The organism is Aquimarina longa SW024, assembly GCF_001401755.1.
GTDB lineage: Bacteria > Bacteroidota > Bacteroidia > Flavobacteriales > Flavobacteriaceae > Aquimarina > Aquimarina longa.
This window is the reverse complement of sequence record NZ_KQ474099.1, coordinates 505,952-524,577: the sequence shown is the minus strand read 5'-3', so window position 1 is coordinate 524,577 and position 18,626 is coordinate 505,952. Positions and strand designations below refer to the sequence as shown.

Below are 18,626 nucleotides of genomic sequence, written 5' to 3'. Positions count from 1 at the left end.
ACTAGTATGTCAATTTTAGATTCTAAAATACCTGAAGGTCCACTGGCAGATAAGTGGACAAAACATAAAAATACAATTAACCTTGTTAATCCAGCCAATAAGAGAAATATTGATGTTATTGTTGTAGGAACCGGATTAGCAGGAGGAAGTGCAGCAGCAACATTAGCTGAGCTTGGATATAATGTAAAAACATTCTGTTATTCTGATTCTCCTCGTCGTGCGCATTCAATTGCGGCACAAGGAGGGATTAATGCAGCAAAAAATTATCAAGGAGACGGAGATTCTGATTACAGATTATTTTATGATACTGTAAAAGGAGGAGATTACCGTTCTAGAGAAGCCAATGTATATCGATTAGCAGAAGTTTCTGCGAATATTATTGATCAATGTGTAGCACAGGGAGTTCCTTTTGCACGTGAGTATGGAGGGTTATTAGATAACCGTTCTTTTGGAGGAGTTTTAGTATCTCGTACATTTTATGCTAAAGGGCAGACGGGGCAACAACTACTTCTAGGAGCATATTCAGCAATGAATAGACAGATTAATAGAGGAAAAATACAAGCGTTTAACCGTCATGAAATGCTAGATTTAGTAAAGATTGATGGAAAAGCACGTGGAATTATTGCTCGTAATCTAGTAACAGGAGAGATTGAGCGACATTCAGCACACGCTGTAGTATTAGCCTCAGGTGGATACGGAAATGTATTCTTTTTAAGTACCAATGCTATGGGAAGTAATGTAATGGCAGCGTGGAGAGCACACCGTAGAGGAGCATTCTTTGCAAATCCATGTTACACTCAGATTCATCCAACTTGTATCCCAGTTTCTGGAGATCATCAGTCTAAACTAACGTTAATGTCTGAGTCATTACGTAATGATGGTCGTATATGGGTTCCAAAAAGGATTGAGGATTCAGAAGCGATACGTGCGGGTAAATTAAAACCAACACAGTTAGCAGAAGAAGAAAGAGATTATTATCTAGAGCGACGGTATCCAGCGTTTGGTAACCTAGTACCTCGTGATGTAGCTTCTAGAGCAGCAAAAGAACGTTGTGACGCAGGATTCGGAGTAAATAAAACAGGAGAGGCAGTATACCTTGATTTTGCATCAGCAATCCAACGATACGGAAAAGAAAAAGCATTAACTTCTGGAATGCATAACCCTACAGCAGATCAAATTCGTGAATTAGGAGAAAAAGTGATCGAAGATAAGTACGGAAACCTTTTTCAGATGTATGAAAAGATTGTAGATGAGAACCCTTATAAAACACCAATGATGATTTACCCAGCGGTACATTATACGATGGGAGGACTTTGGGTAGATTATAACTTACAGACTACAGTTCCTGGTTGTTACGCTGCAGGAGAAGCAAATTTCTCTGATCACGGAGCAAATAGATTAGGAGCATCTGCATTGATGCAAGGATTAGCAGATGGATATTTCGTATTACCATATACTATTGGAGATTACTTATCTAAGGATATCCGTACAGGAAAAATACCTACTGATACTCCAGAGTTTGATCAGGCAGAGAAAGAAGTAAAAGATCGTATTGATAAATTGATGTCTGGAACAGGAGAACATTCTGTAGATTATTATCATAAGAAATTAGGTAAAATCATGTGGAACAAATGTGGAATGTCTCGTAATGAGAAACATCTAAAGGAAGCTATTGTAGAAATAGCAGAACTACGTGAGGATTTCTGGAAGAATGTAAAAGTTCCTGGGACTACAGATAGTATGAATCCTGAATTAGAAAAAGCAGGAAGAGTAGCTGATTTCTTAGAATTAGGAGAGTTATTTGCAAAAGATGCATTAAATCGTAACGAATCTTGTGGAGGACACTTTAGAGAAGAATCTGTAGAACAAGAGGGAGAACAAAAAGGTGAAGCATTGAGAGATGACAAAAACTTTAAGTATGTTTCTGCATGGGAGTATAAAGGAGAGCCTAAAGATGCTCAGCTGCATAAGGAAGACCTTGTCTTCGAAAATATTGAATTAAAAACACGTTCTTATAAATAAAATGCTATGAATCTTACACTAAAAATATGGCGTCAAGAAGATGCCAAGTCACCAGGAAAGATAGTAGACTATCAAGTAAAAGGAATTGAAGGAGACATGTCTTTTTTAGAAATGTTAGACGTGTTAAATGAGCAATTAATTACTAAAGGAGATGAGCCTGTAGTTTTTGATCATGATTGTAGAGAAGGTATCTGTGGAGCTTGCTCTCTACAAATTAATGGAGAACCTCATGGACCAGATCGATTGGTAACAACGTGCCAACTACACATGCGTAAGTTTAATGATGGAGATACAATTTATATAGAACCATTTAGAGCAAAAGCATTTCCTGTAGTTAAAGATTTAATGGTAGATAGGAGTTCTTTTGATAGGATCCAACAAGCAGGAGGATATGTTTCTGTAAATACTTCTGGTAATACAATTGATGCTAATGCGATTCCTATAAATAAGGATGATGCAGATGCTTCTTTTGAAGCAGCGACATGTATTGGTTGTGGAGCCTGTGTAGCAGCATGTAAAAATGCTTCTGCAATGCTATTTACTTCTGCTAAAGTTTCTCAGTTTGCACTATTGCCACAAGGGCAGGTAGAAGCTACAGATCGTGTGTTAGCAATGGTAAATCAAATGGATGAAGAAGGTTTTGGTAACTGTACTAATACAGGAGCTTGCGAGATTGAATGTCCTAAGGGAATTTCTTTAGAAAATATAGCACGTATGAATCGTGAGTATTTAAAAGCAAGTATGAAAGGGTAGGGATTACTTTTTTTCAAAAATAATATAGTAAAACCGAGGTGTTAAAAAAACATCTCGGTTTTTTTTATGTAAAATGTTTTTATAAAATAAAAACTAGATATACAACTCTCATTTTTTTGAAAGTTCATCAATCAGAGTTTAAAAAAAATTACAAGAATAGTTCATTTCTTAACATAGATTAAGAATATTTACTAGTAACACTATGTAATTTAGTCCCTAAATTATAATAATTAAGAGTAATGAATATAAGAACAATTTTATCAATTTGTATCACTTTTTTACTATTCATAAATTGTAGTAGTGACGATCAAAAATTACCTGATGAGAAATTACCTGAAAAAAAACCTAATGGAGTTGCTAAAATTCTTTCGTTTACGTTTTTAGCAAAAGACAATGAGGGTCTTGCTAAGGATGTTTTAGCTAAGATTGATCATAATAAAAAAGAAATAACAGTAATAGTACCTGCTAATACTAATATAGAAAGATTAAAACCAGCCTTAACAGTTTCTAAGGGAGTAATTCTTTTTCCAGAGTTTCAGAAGCTAACAAATTTTACTAAGCCTGTCGTATATCCTCTTCATATAGAAAATTCCCCAGATGTTGTAAAGTATGTCGTTATCGTTTCTGTAATTGATAGCACTGAAAGTCGTATCACTGGTTTTAACTTTTTGGCAAGTGATAATTCAGATGCAAATTTGTTGGTAGATGTACCAACAACTATAGATGGAAATACGATTACAGCTCATTTTACAAATGATACTGATGTTACAGCATTAATTCCTAAGATTATGGTATCTAATGGAGCAACAGTAGTACCAAATGATGGTGTTGTTCAAAACTTTATGAAAGATATCGAATATATCGTAACAGCACAGGATGGAGTATCAAAAACAAAGTATACAGTACACGTAGAGCAAGCAGAGAGTGATAATAATCAGATTTCTAGTTTTGTGTTTTCGAATATTTCGGGTAAAAATTATGAAGCTACCATTGATGGAGAAAAAATACATTTGGTATTACCTAGTGGAATTTCTGTAAATAACCTGACCCCAACGATTAAAATAGAAAAAGGGGCTAAAGTAGTTCCAGAAAGTGGTGAGACAAAAGATTTTAGTGATATTGTATCTTATGTAGTTACGGCACAAGATGGGAGTAAACGAACATATAGTGTTAACGTATACACAAAAAAATCATTAAAAAATGATAGAGCAGTATTAGAAGATTTGTATAAAAAAAATAGATTAGGTAATAGAAGGTATTTCAATTGGGATTTAGAAGCACCAAATATGAATGGATGGGAAGGGGTTACGCTTAAAAATGGAAGAGTTTCAGAATTACAGATTCCTGCTGGAAAGCTTAGAATATATAATTTGCCAGCAAGTATAGGTGAGCTTTCTGAGCTTGAGCATTTAACGATGGCATCAGTGTATTTAACAAAAATCCCAGCAGAAATAGGAGCATTAAAAAAACTAAAAACTCTTAGTTTATTTGATAATAAGATAGCAGCACTCCCAAAAGAAATAGGTGATTTAGAGTCATTAGAAAACTTGGATTTAAGATATAATTCATTATCTGCGTTACCTGTAGAGGTCGGAAAATTGAGAAATCTAGAAAGTCTGTCTGTAAGCAATACTAGTATAACAGAACTCCCAAGAAAGCTAGCAGAAATACCGAGTTTATTAATTATATACTTAATGAACACCCCTAAGATTATTATTCCAAAAGAAATATGTGATCGGAGGATCCAACTTTTAAAAGATGCAACAGATACTTGCGAGCGATAAAAGGATGAGAGAATAATATAAAAAAACTGAGGTAGCAAGTACTTCGGTTTTTTTATACATTCTACTATTATGAAATGAAAATATAATATGTGTTTTAATACTCTTCAAGAGATTTTACACGATTCATATTAAATAGTTACATTATTTTTTTATTTGAATTACAATTATTTAATTATTAATGACTAAAAAAAGAAAGAGTAATACCAGTTATATCTTGAATTTACTTTAAAAGAAAATCAGTTATTTTTTGTTTATGCAAAGAAGAAAAATTCAGCATAGCTACGATTAATTTTTATTTTGAAGCATAGGTGAAAAAGAGAATTTTATTGCGGTAAATTCAAGGTATAAATGGTATAATATATAGAAAAGATCTTTTTTTTGGATGAGTGTTATAAAAATTAATAATAAATATTATATGATACTTAAAGGGGTACACAGTTAAATTTTCTGAATTTTTCTCGGTATTTTCTAGGGCTAACGGAGTATTTTTTCTTAAATTCAGAAGAAAAATAAGAGAGATTATTATACATTACCTTATTCATGATCTCTGTAATAGAATAATCTGATTTTATTAATAAATCAGAGGCATATTGTAGTCTAATATGTTTTAAATATGATACAACTGTTAACCCTGTTTCTTTTTTTACTTTTCTTAAAAAAGTTCTTTGAGTCATTGAAAAATTATCAGCTAAAAATGCTACATTAAGTTTTTCATTATCCACATTTTTATATATAAACTCGTTTAATTCTGTTACAAAAGAATTATCAATTACTATATGTAGATTAGGTAGTTGTTGTATAGGTTTAGAATCGATAACTTCTCTCTTATTAGTTTTTTTTTTTAAACTAATATGTTTTGTTGCAAATACGACTAATACGACTAAAAAACTAATTAGAATTATGCTTTTTAGGTATGCGTAAAGAAAATAAAAATCATTTGTTGGGTGAAAATTAATCATAAGGAATTAGGTTTAATAAGAGTTGGGGGGTAATTTTATATCACTTTTTTTGATTAAAGTATCGTGTAGTTTTTTTATTAATTAATATGAATCTTTTATTATAGTATAGGTTTATATTTACAAAATTATTAATTATAGATGTTTAATCATGAGGATGATTTGAATTAACTTTAGTTTAACGCGGGTTTGATATAACTACATATTTAAATAGAGTTGTTTTGAATCTACAAATTTGGTTTTATAAAAGATTAAGACGGCAAGCAAGCTATTAATGTAACAAATATATTGTTGAAGTAATTAGTTACATTTCTATGTTTAGAATGCTCCAATTAATAAATATTCTTTAATCGATCAATTATGATGTCTACGATTACTCTTTTTTTTAGATGATAAATTGATAAAATAAATACTCAGTAAATAAGTTTTTTTTAATACTACAGGATTGAAATAGGTTTTGTAGTATCCTAAAAAAAGAAAAAAATTAACTTGTTTGATGAATAATTAAAAACCTAAATTAATTTTGATTTATTTTTAATACGTTGGAGTTTGGGATAATAAAAAAGGAAGTAAAGTAATAGCTTACTAATACTTCCTATTTAGTTTTTGAAATATAATAATCTAATGATTATTTACATACTCCTGTTTTAAGTATATAGATGGATTAGGTCTACTTCCTTTATCATATTTAGCATAAAATGTTTCTAAATCTCATCCAGATATAAAAGCTTTTGAAAGCCCCCGTTTAACTAAACCACTTATCTGAGGTTTTGAAACTTTTTGAGTAATATTATCAAACGAACTCTCTGATATAGGTACTAAATCTACATTATCTTTTGACAACTTGTAAAAAAAAGAGTAGAAATTAAAAAAATGAATAATAATAAATACTTTTTCATAATATGTTTTTTTACTATAATTAATTATGATTTTTAGAGTTGGTGTAAAGCGATATTAACTTTAATAGCTTATAGGATGTAATATCTGGTTTAGCAGACATCAGGCGTAAATAAACTAAACTAATTTTAATGTATTTTTAATATGCTGAAAGTTTAGTGTAATAAAAAAAAGGAAGTAAAGTAATAACTTACTAGTACTTCCTTTTCAGTTTTTGAAATATAATAATCTAATGAATAGTCAATTAAATCACTATATTTTTCTTATTATGATTTTGTAATAATTATAGTTTTTAGAATTGGTGTAAAGCGATATTAACTTTAACAGCTCCACCTGCTCCTCTATCAGGCATAGATTGCCAAGTTGATATTCTTCGTTTCGTATCAATACTATTGCCAACTGTAATATGTTTGTCCATTTCATTTTCCCATTTTTGGGTAATTGGATTATACTCGAACACATAAGTTACTGCTCGTGTAAGATTAAATACATCAGTATTACAGTTATCATCACATTCTGAGGTCTTTACAGTAATTCTAAATCTATAACCTGGTTTTTCAGGAAGATTTACATCTATAAATTGACCATTTAAAATTTGTATTGGTTTAGGTGTTGAGTGTAAAGGGTAATGATCAACAGGTATTTGTGGGTTATTCAAAAATCCCCAATTTAATTCCTTTACCCTTCTCCAATCACCTTTACCAGGTATACTTTCATCAACTGTAATTCGACCATATAATTCTGCTCCACTAGTGCCATGGTCTGCTAGGTCTCTCGTTTCTACAGATTCTGGTTGTATTCTTATAGAGGAACAGCTCTTTTTTTCTGTATATGAGATATTTTGAGATACTTGGAAAACTTTGTTGTCAGAAACTCTATTGACCTTGTATGAAATAGGGTATCCTGGGTTTTCTAAAGTAGGACTTGTGTCTTTTTTTATAAAATCTAATATCTTATCTGTATCTTTTGCAAATGCAGCTAAAGTAGCAGTAAGACCATCTTGAGGAACTCCTCCTAATTGTTTCACTTTTACACTAGTATTTTTCATTACTTTTTTATACTTGGCAGAAGCCTCTGCATCTGCTGAAACTATTCCTGAATTGTAAGCAAATTTTAATGAAGCCTCTACATCTGTTGCTTTATCATCAGATTCATAAATAACTGTAAATAGTCTACCATAATCAACAGAAGTAATATATGCAGATGGATTATTTCCTAAATTGCTATTATTTCCTTTAAAGTCTGTTATATATGGTTTTAATCTCTCTGGAGTTACGCTTTTTGTAAACCATCCATTATTTCCAGAAAGCCCTTCTTTTGGAGCTACAGAAATTGTGAAAAATTGTTGTTTTAGAGTTACCGCAAATTTGGTTTTTTTAGAGTTAAAGTCTACTCCTAATTTGCCTGAAACACTGACTGAGGGACCTGCATAACCTGCATTTATAGCAAGTTGTAATTGTTCCTCATTAAAAATTTGTGATATTGAAACTTCAAAATTAGCTGGGAGACCTGCTCCACTTTTATAGTACTCCTCCAAAATTTTGTTCATATTATTTTGAACTTTTCCTGGCGTAGGCTCATTAATTTTGCGGTTAGTAGATACTGAAGTTCCTGATACGACATCTATTTTAATTTCTATTGGATTTCTATCTTTTCCATAAATAGGAACTGAAGATGGACTACCACTTTTGACTGTTTGTGAGCCTACAATATTTCCTGGCCATAATAAATCTGTTTTACGATCAATTAAAAAGAAATCGGAATCGGCTTGCGTATGGGATATGTGATTAGAGCAATCAGTAGCTGCTTTTGCATTTACTGATCGGTCTAATTTACCGTCATTTATTACTGAATATTCAGTAATTGATTCTTCCTCATGTTGACAGGCTACAAGACCTAAAAAGAGGAATCCATAATAAAAAACTTTTTTTTTCATTAAAACTTAATTTTAGTTAGTAAATATTTGATGTAAAACTAAGTTGTGATATTCTAAAAAGTTATTGAGTTTTTAGACAAAAAAATGAATGTCTAATTCATTTGTATAATTTGTCGAATACCTATTATTACCAGAGTTTATAATAAAGTAAAATGATGATTTTATTTATATAGTTTTTTAGACATATTCTATTTATATAAAGTCTATGTAACTATTAATATGTATGAAAAAAATAAATACTGGTAATTTCTTCGAGTTTTTTATTTTAATCAGTTTTTATTTTAAAAGTGACTATCGATAAAATGGTTTTTGGGATGGATTCGCTGGTTATTATAGCATTTATATATTGAGCCATTAATGGGGTATTTGACTAATTAATATTGTAATTATTCTTTTAATAAAAGTTGTGCAGTTTTTATCTTTTAGAGTTAAAAAATGAAGTAAAGTATTCAGATATTACTTTATAATATTAGAGGCATTAACCCCTGTTTTTTCATTCATTTTGTTTGGAGTATCCAATGTTTTTTCCTGATACTTTTTTATGGCAAAACTCTTTTTAATAAGTATAGCATCATTGATAATAAAAGGTTTAGGTATCATATTTTTATCCCTTGCAGGAATAGAAAAATGCTCATTTTTTAATAAATCATAAGAAGATTCATATAAAATGAATTTAGGTAATGAATCTTTATGAAACTGCATTTGTAATTCTAACGGTTGATTTTGATTGATATGATATGTGAGTAGATTATGGTTTCTTCTTTTGGTGAATACATTATATGTTTTTTTATCAGAATCTTTAAAATCTAGAGCTACCTCACCATTAGCTTTTAATGCATTAAAATTAAAGAGTGTTTCGGTATATAAATCTATTTTTTGTATATCTCGTAATGGGGAAATGCAGAGATCGACATGTCTTAAATCTCCAATAATAGTATCTTTACTAATATCTAATTTCGACGATGAAATATTTTTTATAGGAGCTTGATTAATATAGGTCAATGATGTGTTGTATTTGCCTTGTAGTATATGGGGAGTATAACTTGTAGCAATATTTTCTTTTGGGTTGATGTAGTTTTTGTTCCATGAGTCAAGAATTTTATCATAGGTAGCCCAAACAGCTTTATTTTGATCAGTATCTAGGATATATATCAAGCTGTTAGGTTTTTGTCGCTTTTCTGTAAAATCAGATTTTAGGTGAGCAGAGATTAGGGCTATTACGGCAGCTATCATAAAAAGGTTTCCTAGTATTTTTTTTCTTTTATAGAACCCAACTACAGGGAGTAGAACTCCAAATAATAAAACAGACAAAACTGAAGAAACAAAAAGAATTTTTAAACCTAAAGCAACTGGGAAAGAAGCTATAAAAGGGGATAAGATAAAAATTGCAGGAAGCGATAATGCAACCATTAATAATGCATTAGGTTTCTTCTGTCTAATTAGAATGAATAACGATACTAGTCCGAATAATACAATGATTATAAAGTAACTTGCTCCTTTGAGATATACTGCTGCCATAGTACAAATGAGTAACCAGATACATAATGGAGCAATAAGTAAATTAATTGGGGTGTTATTTTTCTTAGATCTGGCATAAACCTTAAAACAAATAGCGATTGATAAGAGCACAAAAGCAGTTATGTAATGATAGCCATTATACGTAAATCCATGTTGTATCTCATTATACTGTGGGTATATAACTGTAAGTAATTGCCATATTCCTAGGGTTAACCCTCCTGCAAGTATCATAGATGAAAGAAATACAACAAATCCTATTAAAATTTCTTTAAGATGTATTCGATAAGCAAACCTTCCATAAATAAGTAGTCCTATAAATCCTATAATTGATATAATGAGTAAAGTATATATCCAACTAAAAGGGTATTTGATAAGATTAAAAACAGGAGCATTAAAATAAATATAATCTTTATCAGACTTTAGAGTAGTAAGATTAGCCTCAGAAAAATAAGAGAGAAGAGGCATTAGGTAATTTCCTTGATGTTGTAAGGTATTTAGATCTAAATTTTGCCAAATATCATTTGCGGTATGATAATCAAAATGATCATCTATAAATGCAAAGTTAAAGCCTTCGATATCTCCTTGCTCTCTAAAAATGGTCAGATCAGTATCATTTGGAAGCATTTTGTAAATACTATACGCTAAAGAATTGGTAACTGGGTAAGATACATCTGCTTTAGAAAATTCATTGATCATTTTTCCATTCTTGCCATTAGTTTCTATAAGCATATAAGAGTTTCCACCACTTCCTCTAGATTCAAAATTAAGTGCAAGTCCTATATTTTTTGCCCAAGGATGTTTTTTGATAAATAAATCAGCACCGTTAAGACCTAATTCTTCTCCATCGGTAATACATATAATAATATCATTTTTGGGAACGATATTAGTGGTTAGATATGCTCTAATTCCTTCTAGAATAGTCGCAACACCACTCCCTGCATCACTAGCTCCATAAGAAGAATGTGGGGAGCTATCATAATGCGATAGTAAGACCAGTGATTTTGTAGGGGCACTACCTTTAATCCTAGCAATAATATTTTTAGGTTTACTAATAGTTCCTCGTTTAGAAACAGAGAATCCTTCTTGAACTTCGGGGGATAACCCCATTTTTTTTAATTCATTAAAAATATACATTCTCACATCATTATGCGCAGAACTACCTAAGTAATGACATTCTTTGGAAATGTTTTTTACATGCTCTAAAGCTCGTAGCGTAGAAAAATCTTGTTTTGGAGTATCAAGAGTTGTTATTTTTTGTGACTTGCTACTATAAAATGTATATACTAATGAGATACTAATAAGGAGAAACGTAAGTAATGAGGGGAACTTTCGCATTTGTATGTTTTAGGTTAAAGGTAAGAAATAAGCTACAAAAAATAACAAATACTTACCAAGAATAACAAACCATGATTTTTTCTTTTGAGAAAAAAATAATATAGTTAAAAGGTATAAAAATACACTATTAATTATATAAAAGACAAAAGCAGGTTTGATTAAGTTATTGAAAATCATTATATTTAAGATTCACTAAATCACTAGATATGGGAATAATTAGTTTTCAAGGAGCGCGCTCCAAGACAAAAAAGCAAGATAAAACTCCAATAAAAGTTGCTGACTATATGACAAAGGACTTGATCACGTTTACTCCGAATCAATCTGTAATGGAAGTTATTGAAACTTTAGTAAAACATAAAATATCAGGAGGACCAGTAGTTAATGAAAATAATCAATTATTAGGGATTATATCAGAAGGAGATTGTATTAAACAGTTAAATGAAAGTCGTTATTATAATATGCCTATAGATGATGCCAGAGTGGAAAAATTTATGGTCAGAGATGTCGATACAATTGATGGAAATCTTAATATTTTTGATGCTGCAAATAAGTTTTTAGAAACTAAGAGAAGACGTTTTCCTATTCTAGAAGATGGTAAGCTTGTAGGGCAAATCAGCCAAAAAGATGTAATGAAAGCAGCTTTAAAACTAAATAGCCAACATTGGAGAGAATTATAAAAGTTATAATCTCTTATTGAAAGGTTTACTACTATTTCTCCAATGAAATGAAAATATCAACTGAAATGATTTTTATTCTGAAAATTGGAGTAAAAAAGAATGATCTCTTACAATAAATTAAATGTATTAGTCTCTTTTTACAATCGCATAAAAATCATTCTCTAGAGGTAGGTATCCTTGATCATATATAAAATAATATGTATTCCCTGTTTTGGTGGTATAAGTACTAGTGAAATGCTGAAAATCAAAACCTTTTGCAATTAGTTTAGTTCTAGTAGTTTTGATTTTGTTTTTAGGATTTAATTCTGTGAGGATTCGATAATTTTTACGTAATAGGTTATTAATATTACGGATTAGGTTTTTACTATCTTTATTAAGTTGATTGTTATATGCATTACGACAGTAATCACTACAGAATTTTTTATCTGCTCTACCAACAATTTTAGTAGCACACACGGGGCATTTTTTATGCATTAAGAATGATGTTTAATCGAATATACAATAAATATCCGTTTACAAATGAATATATGTTAAAAGAAAATATCCTGAGCAACCCTGAAGGTATTGGCATGTGCCTCTATAATAGTTTTGATATCAGGAGAATATCCTCCTCCCATAGCGCACATTATAGGGATACTGAGATCTTTGCAAATCTGGAGCACAAATCGATCTCGTTCTTTACAACCTGCTAAAGTACAACCTAGTTTTCCTAATTTATCTGTAGCAAGAATATCTACACCAGATAGGTAATAGATAAAGTCTGGTTTTTGTTTTTGTATGAGTTTAGGTAGTATTTCTTTTAAAGTATTCAGATATTGCTGATCATTTGTTTGGTTAGGTAGCGCAATATCGAGGTCTGATTTTTCTTTTTTAAAAGGGTAATTATTTGCACCATGTATGGAGAAGGTAAATACAGTAGTATCGTTTTCAAATATTTTTGCAGTTCCGTTACCTTGATGTACATCGAGATCTACGATCAATATTTTTTTTGCAAGTCTTTTTTGTATAAGATAGCGGGCTCCGATAGCTTGATCATTTAATAGGCAAAAAGCCTCACCACGATCACTATATGCATGGTGTGTGCCACCAGCAATATTCATAGCAAGACCATATGTAAGAGCATATTCTGATGCTTTAATTGTACCGTCTGTAATAATTACTTCTCGATTGATAAGCTCTTTAGATAAAGGAAAACCAATTTTTCTTGCTGATTTGGGGTCTAATGATAGTTTCTTAAGACTATTATAATATGCTTCTGTATGTGTTGCCAGAATGGGGCCTGTATCTGGGATTTCAGGCTTAAAAAAATTTTCTTCTATACAAGTACCTTCGTATAGTAATTGTTTAGGTAACAACTCATATTTAATCATAGGGAATCGGTGCCCCTCAGGTAAAGGATGTGTATAGATTGGATGATATGCTATTTTTAGCATAAATTATCTAACTAACAATAGCTCCAGGACTCACATTATCCTCATCAGGATTTAAAAACACCAATTTCCCTTCAGGAGTTTCAGTCATCAAAATCATTCCTTCACTCTCTACTCCTCGTAATTTTCTTGGAGCAAGATTGACTAAAACAGTTACTTTTTTGCCTACAATTTCTTCAGGAGAAAAATGTTCTGCAATACCCGAAACGATGGTTCTGATATTGATTCCTGTATTTACTTTAAGAACTAAAAGCTTTTTGGCTTTGGGCATTTTTTCAGCTTCGATGATTGTTCCTACACGAATGTCTAGTTTCGTGAAATCCTCAAAAGTAGCAGTTTCTTTTTGTGGTTCGACTACTTTGTTCTCTGCTTCGTTAGCTTTTTTAGTAGCTTCTAGTTTGTCTAGTTGTTTTTGGATTTCTGTATCTTCGATTTTAGAGAATAAAAGTGTTCCTTTTTCAATTTGATGACTTGAAGGGAGTAATACTTCTGTAGTAGCGATAGCATTCCATTCTGTAGCAACAGTTCCTTCTAGGCCAATATTTAGCATTGATTTTAGCTTAGTACTGGTAAATGGTAAGAAAGGTTCTGATAACGTAGCTAAAGCTGAGGCTATCTGTAATGCAACATACATGATTGTTTTGGTGCGTTCTTCATCAGTTTTTACCAATTTCCATGGTTCTTCGTCTGCTAGGTATTTATTTCCTAATCGAGCTACATTTAATAATTCCTGACTGGCTTCTCTAAATCGGTATCGATCAATAGAACTGGCTATAACAGCTGGATATGCTTTAAGTTCTGCTAGTACTTTTTGATCAATCTCAGAGAATGTACTTGGGCTAGGAACGATACCATTATAGTATTTATTTGTTAGTACAATTACTCGATTAATAAAATTACCAAATATAGCAACTAACTCATTGTTATTACGTGCTTGGAAATCTTTCCATGTAAAATCATTGTCTTTTGTTTCGGGAGCATTTGCAGTTAATGCATATCGAAGAACGTCTTGTTTATCAGGGAATTCTTCGAGATATTCGTGTAGCCATACTGCCCAGTTTTTTGAAGTAGATAGTTTATTACCTTCAAGATTCAAAAACTCATTAGCAGGTACATTCTCTGGTAAGATATAACTTCCTTCAGCTTTAAGCATACTTGGAAAAATAATACAGTGAAAAACAATATTATCTTTACCAATGAAATGAACTAATTTAGTATTCTTATCTTTCCAGTAAGGTTCCCAGTCTTTTCCTTCTCTTTCTGCCCACTCTTTGGTAGAGGAGATGTACCCTATAGGAGCATCAAACCATACGTATAACACTTTTCCTTCTGCACCTGCAACAGGCACAGGGATTCCCCAGTCTAAATCACGTGTTACTGCACGAGGACGTAATCCATCATCTATCCATGATTTTATTTGCCCGTAGACATTCGTTTTCCAGTCTTTTTTATGACCAACCAAAACCCATTCTTTTAAGAAATCTTCGTATTGATCTAGTGGTAAAAACCAATGTTTAGTTTGTTTTAATATTGGTTCTGATCCAGAAATTGTAGATTTTGGATTAATTAAATCAGTAGCATTAAGTGAACTCCCACATTTTTCACATTGATCTCCATAGGCTTCTTCATGACCACATTTAGGGCAAGTACCTATTACAAATCGATCTGCCAAAAACTGTTCTGCTTCGGGATCATATAATTGTTCTGATGTTTCTTCTATAAATTTACCATCATTATATAATTTTTTAAAAAAATCAGAAGCTGTTTCATGATGTACAGCGGCAGAGGTCCTTGAATAATTATCAAATGAAATTCCAAAATCATGAAAAGATTGTTTTATGATTTGATGGTATTTGTCAATAATGACTTGCGGAGAAACTCCTTCTTTTTTTGCACGCATAGGGATTGCAGCACCATGTTCATCACTACCACAAATAAAGGCAACATCATTGCCGGTCATTCTAAGGTATCTAGAATAAATATCTGCGGGTACATAGACTCCTGCTAGATGACCAATATGTATTGGTCCATTAGTGTATGGTAAGGCTGCTGTAATGGTATATCTTCCCGTTGTGCTCATAATTCGTAAAAAAATAAGGCACAAAGGTAGTGATAAGAATCTAAATTAGTAAAATCATTGCTCAAGACTTTTAAGAGAGCATAATAGTTGTTTTTTTAACTACGATATCAAAATAGATTTACTGTAATTTCCTTTATTAGTTTCGATTCGATATACATAGGGACCTGTGCTAAGTCTAGTATTGGCAGATGCTTTAACATCTATACTATGCTGTCCTTCTATTAATACTTCATTTTTTAAGGTAGCGACTTTTTGACCTATTACATTGTATAGTGCAATATCTACATGAGTAGTTTCTGGGTTAGCAATATTGATATAGGTTTGACTATCTCTATAGGTTACAATATGGGTGATTCCTTCGCTATCAGTAGGAATATTAGGATTGATTCCAGAGCAGTTAAATCCTAAGTCTAATGATTTATAAGTTCCATCTAGAAGCACTCTCCCTACTGTGTTTTCATCAATACATAACCATTCTTTCATGACTGTAGCATATACTTGTCTAAAATCAGTAGTATTGTATACATTTCCTCCTCTGGTAAGATTAGATAGGTCAGGGTGTTCTCCAACAAAGCCACTGCCATTAAGAGCAGATCCAAAAAATAGCGTTGGTGCTGCGGTACCATGATCTGTTCCTAGAGAGCCATTTTCTTTAAATCGTCTACCAAATTCAGACATGGTCATTGTTAGTACTTTATCATCCCATCCAGCAGCGGTAAGATCTTTATAGAACGTACTAATAGCTTCGGAGAATGAATTTAGTAATTCCTGATGTCTCTGTGTTTGATTATTATGGGTGTCAAATCCACCTAATGTTACCATATATACTTTGGTTCCTAAATTACCTTTAATCAACCGAGCGATAGTACTAAACTGTTTTCCTAAGCTATCATTTAGATAGCCGTCATAGGCAGAAGATCGTTCATAAGCTGCACTGATTACATCTGCATAGGTAAATGTAGTATTCGTAACCTCTCTAAGGTGTTTTACTTTGTCATCATAAGTACAATTTCCTAAGCCATCGGTACTATAAGAGGTTCCGTTTTGTGCAATTTGTAATAACCTTGTAGGATTAGAGACTGCAAAAGAAAAATCATTTTCAGGTCCTTTAAAAACTAGATTTCCGATACTTCCAATCTGGATAGAAGGAGGGCTAGCAGGTGGATTAAAAATATAATCAGGGTAGATTTCCTGAAAATATCGTCCCATAAAACCAGTTCTATCATCTTCAACCAAATTAGTATTGGCATAAATATCAGAACCTTTAAAATGTGATAAAGAGGAGTCTTCATATCCTACACCATGGACTACTTTCATCTGACCATCTCCCCATACACTCTCTAGTTTATTCATCGGTTTAGGCATAGCGTAATCATCATTTAGCGTGATGAATTCACTTGGTGGAACTTTGATCAATGGTCTTGCATTAGCATAGATGTCGTAATCGTATACAGGAATGATAGTGTTAAAACCGTCATTACCTCCGCTTAATCTACACAAGATAAGTATGTTGTCGTTTTCTGATTGGCTAAGCGCTATGGATAGAGGTGATGGCCGAGATACTGATAGGGTTGTATTGGCAAGCATCATGGATCCTCCTCCAACAAGTCCTAATGCTTGAAGAAAAGACCTTCTATTCCATTTTTTATGATCCTCAGTATTACAAGAACTTTTTTTATTTGACACTGTATTTTGGTTGTGGTTGGTTGTACTCATAGAGTTTTATTTTAGTTGGAATTCGGGGATTTCTGCAATGTAGTTTAGTAGTGCAGCAAATTGTTGGGGTACCTCAGGATATCCTAATGTCCATGTACCATCTTCATAGTAGTTTTCAGGAATGCCGTCAATTTTAAAAATCCCAAGTGCTTCATTAAAAGTAATAAGGTCATTGATCCCTCTTGGGAAAAAATAATTTAGAATTGTTCTTACAACTAGGCTTACATCAGTGGTAGATACAAGTAAGTTACCGTCGCTTGCTTCTCCGATTGGCATTCCGATTATAAAGTTCTTAAACTGCTCTTGATTATGCATCCATGCCTGACCGCTGATATATCGAATACTTTCCCAGCGTCCGATTAATAAATCAGGACTTACCCAGTCTTCATCTCCCTGCCAGCCTTCTACATCTACAGGGTTTAATACGTCTTGTCCTAGTATGCGGACGGTGTTTCTAAAAAAGCCTATGTAATCAATATTAGGAGGTAGCGTAAAGCTTATTTCATTAAAGAAATTAAGGTTTAGGTCACAAGGGCTTTTTATAATTGATCCAATAGCTTCGATATTAAAAAAATGCTCACTTTTAAAAAGTTGTTTAAGAACAGTCGCAATATTATAATTACTATTTATGAACGTTTGTGCCATTTCGGCAACAATTGCATCATTACAGGTAGGACTTACAAAGTATGTATATAGTTTAGCGCATATAAAAGTAGCAAGCTGAGTATTTCTTTGTTGAAAAAGGATAGTGATAACATCGTCATAACCCCAGTTTCCGGATTGCCCAAAAATAGTTTTGGATTCGGTGTTAAATTTACTAGGGTCAAATAAGATATCTCCCCATGGTATATCATTAGTATTAACGTAGCCTGTTAATGCTTTTGCAGTTTCCTGAATATCGTCTTCAGTATATCCATTATCTACGCCAAGAGTGAATAACTCATATAATTCCCTAGCATAATTTTCATTAGGTCGATCTTTGATATTTTCATCGCCATTAAGATATACAAGCATCGCATTAGACTTGCCGATATCATATACAAAATCTCTAAAATTACCAAGAGCATGCATTTGCACAAGGTTATAATACTGAGTTTGGTATGCAGGACTTCTATAGGTGTCATCTTCAGTAACAAAATGATTACTCCAAAAAAGGGTAAGTCTTTCTCTAACTTTGTTTTGAAGTAAGTCATTTATCATTTGATTTTTCCCACTATTTCGATATTCGAAAATTTTTAAAGGAGCATTATCAAATTGATCTTTATTCCAGAACCCCCATGCTGGTGGTAGCGTAGTATTAAGAGCTATAGCATCATTGATTAATTGATCTACTAGTGCAGAAGGGTTATTCTGTGATAAGGCATCTAACACTTCGGTTTTTGATGCTCCAAAAGCTATTCTGCGATATAAGTGATGTATTTTACTTACATTCCAAGGGTTTCCAGAAGAAGGAACATATTCTGCTAAGGAGGCTAGATTACATGAGGTATCTGACATCATGGACAATAGGGGTTTTTAAAAT

Annotated in this window: 12 protein-coding genes; 4 read left to right on the top strand and 8 right to left on the bottom strand. The window is 32.1% G+C overall.

Annotated elements, in window-relative coordinates:
* Positions 1 to 6: 6 nt before the first annotated feature.
* From N456_RS11295 to N456_RS11285, 3 genes are all read left to right on the top strand, one after another.
* A complete protein-coding gene (locus N456_RS11295) occupies positions 7 to 2,022 on the top strand; it encodes a fumarate reductase/succinate dehydrogenase flavoprotein subunit (protein WP_062056942.1) in 2,016 nt (671 codons plus the stop codon).
* A 6-nt stretch (positions 2,023 to 2,028) separates the two neighbouring features.
* Entirely contained in the window at positions 2,029 to 2,775 is a 747-nt protein-coding gene (locus tag N456_RS11290; protein ID WP_062056940.1) for a succinate dehydrogenase/fumarate reductase iron-sulfur subunit, read from the top strand.
* A gap of 239 nt (positions 2,776 to 3,014) precedes the next feature.
* The gene (locus N456_RS11285) at positions 3,015 to 4,559 is read left to right on the top strand and encodes a hypothetical protein (RefSeq protein WP_062056938.1); all 1,545 of its coding nucleotides are present in this window, start codon (positions 3,015 to 3,017) and stop codon (positions 4,557 to 4,559) included.
* Between the two features lie 422 nt (positions 4,560 to 4,981).
* Here N456_RS11285 and N456_RS11280 read toward each other — a convergent pair whose 3' ends face one another.
* The 3 genes from N456_RS11280 to N456_RS11270 all read right to left on the bottom strand — a co-directional run bounded on the left by N456_RS11280 (position 4,982) and on the right by N456_RS11270 (position 11,201).
* Positions 4,982 to 5,518: a helix-turn-helix domain-containing protein gene (locus tag N456_RS11280; protein ID WP_062056936.1), complete on the bottom strand. Its 537-nt coding sequence runs from the start codon at positions 5,516 to 5,518 to the stop codon at positions 4,982 to 4,984.
* A 1,186-nt stretch (positions 5,519 to 6,704) separates the two neighbouring features.
* Positions 6,705 to 8,348, bottom strand: a complete 1,644-nt coding sequence (locus N456_RS11275) for a thiol-activated cytolysin family protein (RefSeq protein ID WP_062056934.1) — start codon at positions 8,346 to 8,348, stop codon at positions 6,705 to 6,707.
* 456 nt (positions 8,349 to 8,804) lie between these two features.
* Complete coding sequence (locus N456_RS11270; protein WP_082422512.1) at positions 8,805 to 11,201, bottom strand: M28 family peptidase; 2,397 nt, start codon at positions 11,199 to 11,201, stop codon at positions 8,805 to 8,807.
* A gap of 206 nt (positions 11,202 to 11,407) precedes the next feature.
* On the opposite strand from N456_RS11270, the gene N456_RS11265 reads away from it, so the two are divergent.
* Positions 11,408 to 11,878 (top strand): CBS domain-containing protein, encoded by a 471-nt coding sequence (locus N456_RS11265; protein ID WP_062056931.1) that lies wholly within the window; start codon positions 11,408 to 11,410, stop codon positions 11,876 to 11,878.
* 126 nt (positions 11,879 to 12,004) lie between these two features.
* On the opposite strand, the gene N456_RS11260 is transcribed toward N456_RS11265, so the two are convergent.
* From N456_RS11260 to N456_RS11240, 5 genes are all read right to left on the bottom strand, one after another.
* Positions 12,005 to 12,352, bottom strand: a complete 348-nt coding sequence (locus N456_RS11260; protein ID WP_062056929.1) for a DUF2116 family Zn-ribbon domain-containing protein — start codon at positions 12,350 to 12,352, stop codon at positions 12,005 to 12,007.
* 56 nt (positions 12,353 to 12,408) lie between these two features.
* Positions 12,409 to 13,311: a histone deacetylase family protein gene (locus N456_RS11255; RefSeq protein WP_062056928.1), complete on the bottom strand. Its 903-nt coding sequence runs from the start codon at positions 13,309 to 13,311 to the stop codon at positions 12,409 to 12,411.
* 7 nt (positions 13,312 to 13,318) lie between these two features.
* The gene (metG, locus tag N456_RS11250; protein WP_062056926.1) at positions 13,319 to 15,388 is read right to left on the bottom strand and encodes a methionine--tRNA ligase; all 2,070 of its coding nucleotides are present in this window, start codon (positions 15,386 to 15,388) and stop codon (positions 13,319 to 13,321) included.
* Positions 15,389 to 15,487: 99 nt separating this feature from the next.
* Entirely contained in the window at positions 15,488 to 17,104 is a 1,617-nt protein-coding gene (locus N456_RS11245) for a DUF1501 domain-containing protein (RefSeq protein WP_062056924.1), read from the bottom strand.
* 6 nt (positions 17,105 to 17,110) lie between these two features.
* The gene (locus tag N456_RS11240; RefSeq protein ID WP_082422511.1) at positions 17,111 to 18,604 is read right to left on the bottom strand and encodes a DUF1800 domain-containing protein; all 1,494 of its coding nucleotides are present in this window, start codon (positions 18,602 to 18,604) and stop codon (positions 17,111 to 17,113) included.
* Between the last annotated feature and the right edge of the window lie 22 nt (positions 18,605 to 18,626).

Excerpts from the sequence above, each read along its gene's own strand:
- N456_RS11265 (WP_062056931.1), top strand. The coding sequence starts at position 11,408 with ATGGGAATAATTAGTTTTCAAGGAGCGCGCTCCAAGACAAAAAAGCAA.
- N456_RS11270 (WP_082422512.1), bottom strand. The coding sequence starts at position 11,201 with ATGCGAAAGTTCCCCTCATTACTTACGTTTCTCCTTATTAGTATCTCA.
- N456_RS11295 (WP_062056942.1), top strand. The coding sequence starts at position 7 with ATGTCAATTTTAGATTCTAAAATACCTGAAGGTCCACTGGCAGATAAG.
- N456_RS11255 (WP_062056928.1), bottom strand. The coding sequence starts at position 13,311 with ATGCTAAAAATAGCATATCATCCAATCTATACACATCCTTTACCTGAG.
- N456_RS11240 (WP_082422511.1), bottom strand. The coding sequence starts at position 18,604 with ATGATGTCAGATACCTCATGTAATCTAGCCTCCTTAGCAGAATATGTT.
- N456_RS11280 (WP_062056936.1), bottom strand. The coding sequence starts at position 5,518 with ATGATTAATTTTCACCCAACAAATGATTTTTATTTTCTTTACGCATAC.
- N456_RS11290 (WP_062056940.1), top strand. The coding sequence starts at position 2,029 with ATGAATCTTACACTAAAAATATGGCGTCAAGAAGATGCCAAGTCACCA.
- N456_RS11285 (WP_062056938.1), top strand. The coding sequence starts at position 3,015 with ATGAATATAAGAACAATTTTATCAATTTGTATCACTTTTTTACTATTC.
- N456_RS11275 (WP_062056934.1), bottom strand. The coding sequence starts at position 8,348 with ATGAAAAAAAAAGTTTTTTATTATGGATTCCTCTTTTTAGGTCTTGTA.
- metG (WP_062056926.1), bottom strand. The coding sequence starts at position 15,388 with ATGAGCACAACGGGAAGATATACCATTACAGCAGCCTTACCATACACT.
- N456_RS11245 (WP_062056924.1), bottom strand. The coding sequence starts at position 17,104 with ATGAGTACAACCAACCACAACCAAAATACAGTGTCAAATAAAAAAAGT.
- N456_RS11260 (WP_062056929.1), bottom strand. The coding sequence starts at position 12,352 with ATGCATAAAAAATGCCCCGTGTGTGCTACTAAAATTGTTGGTAGAGCA.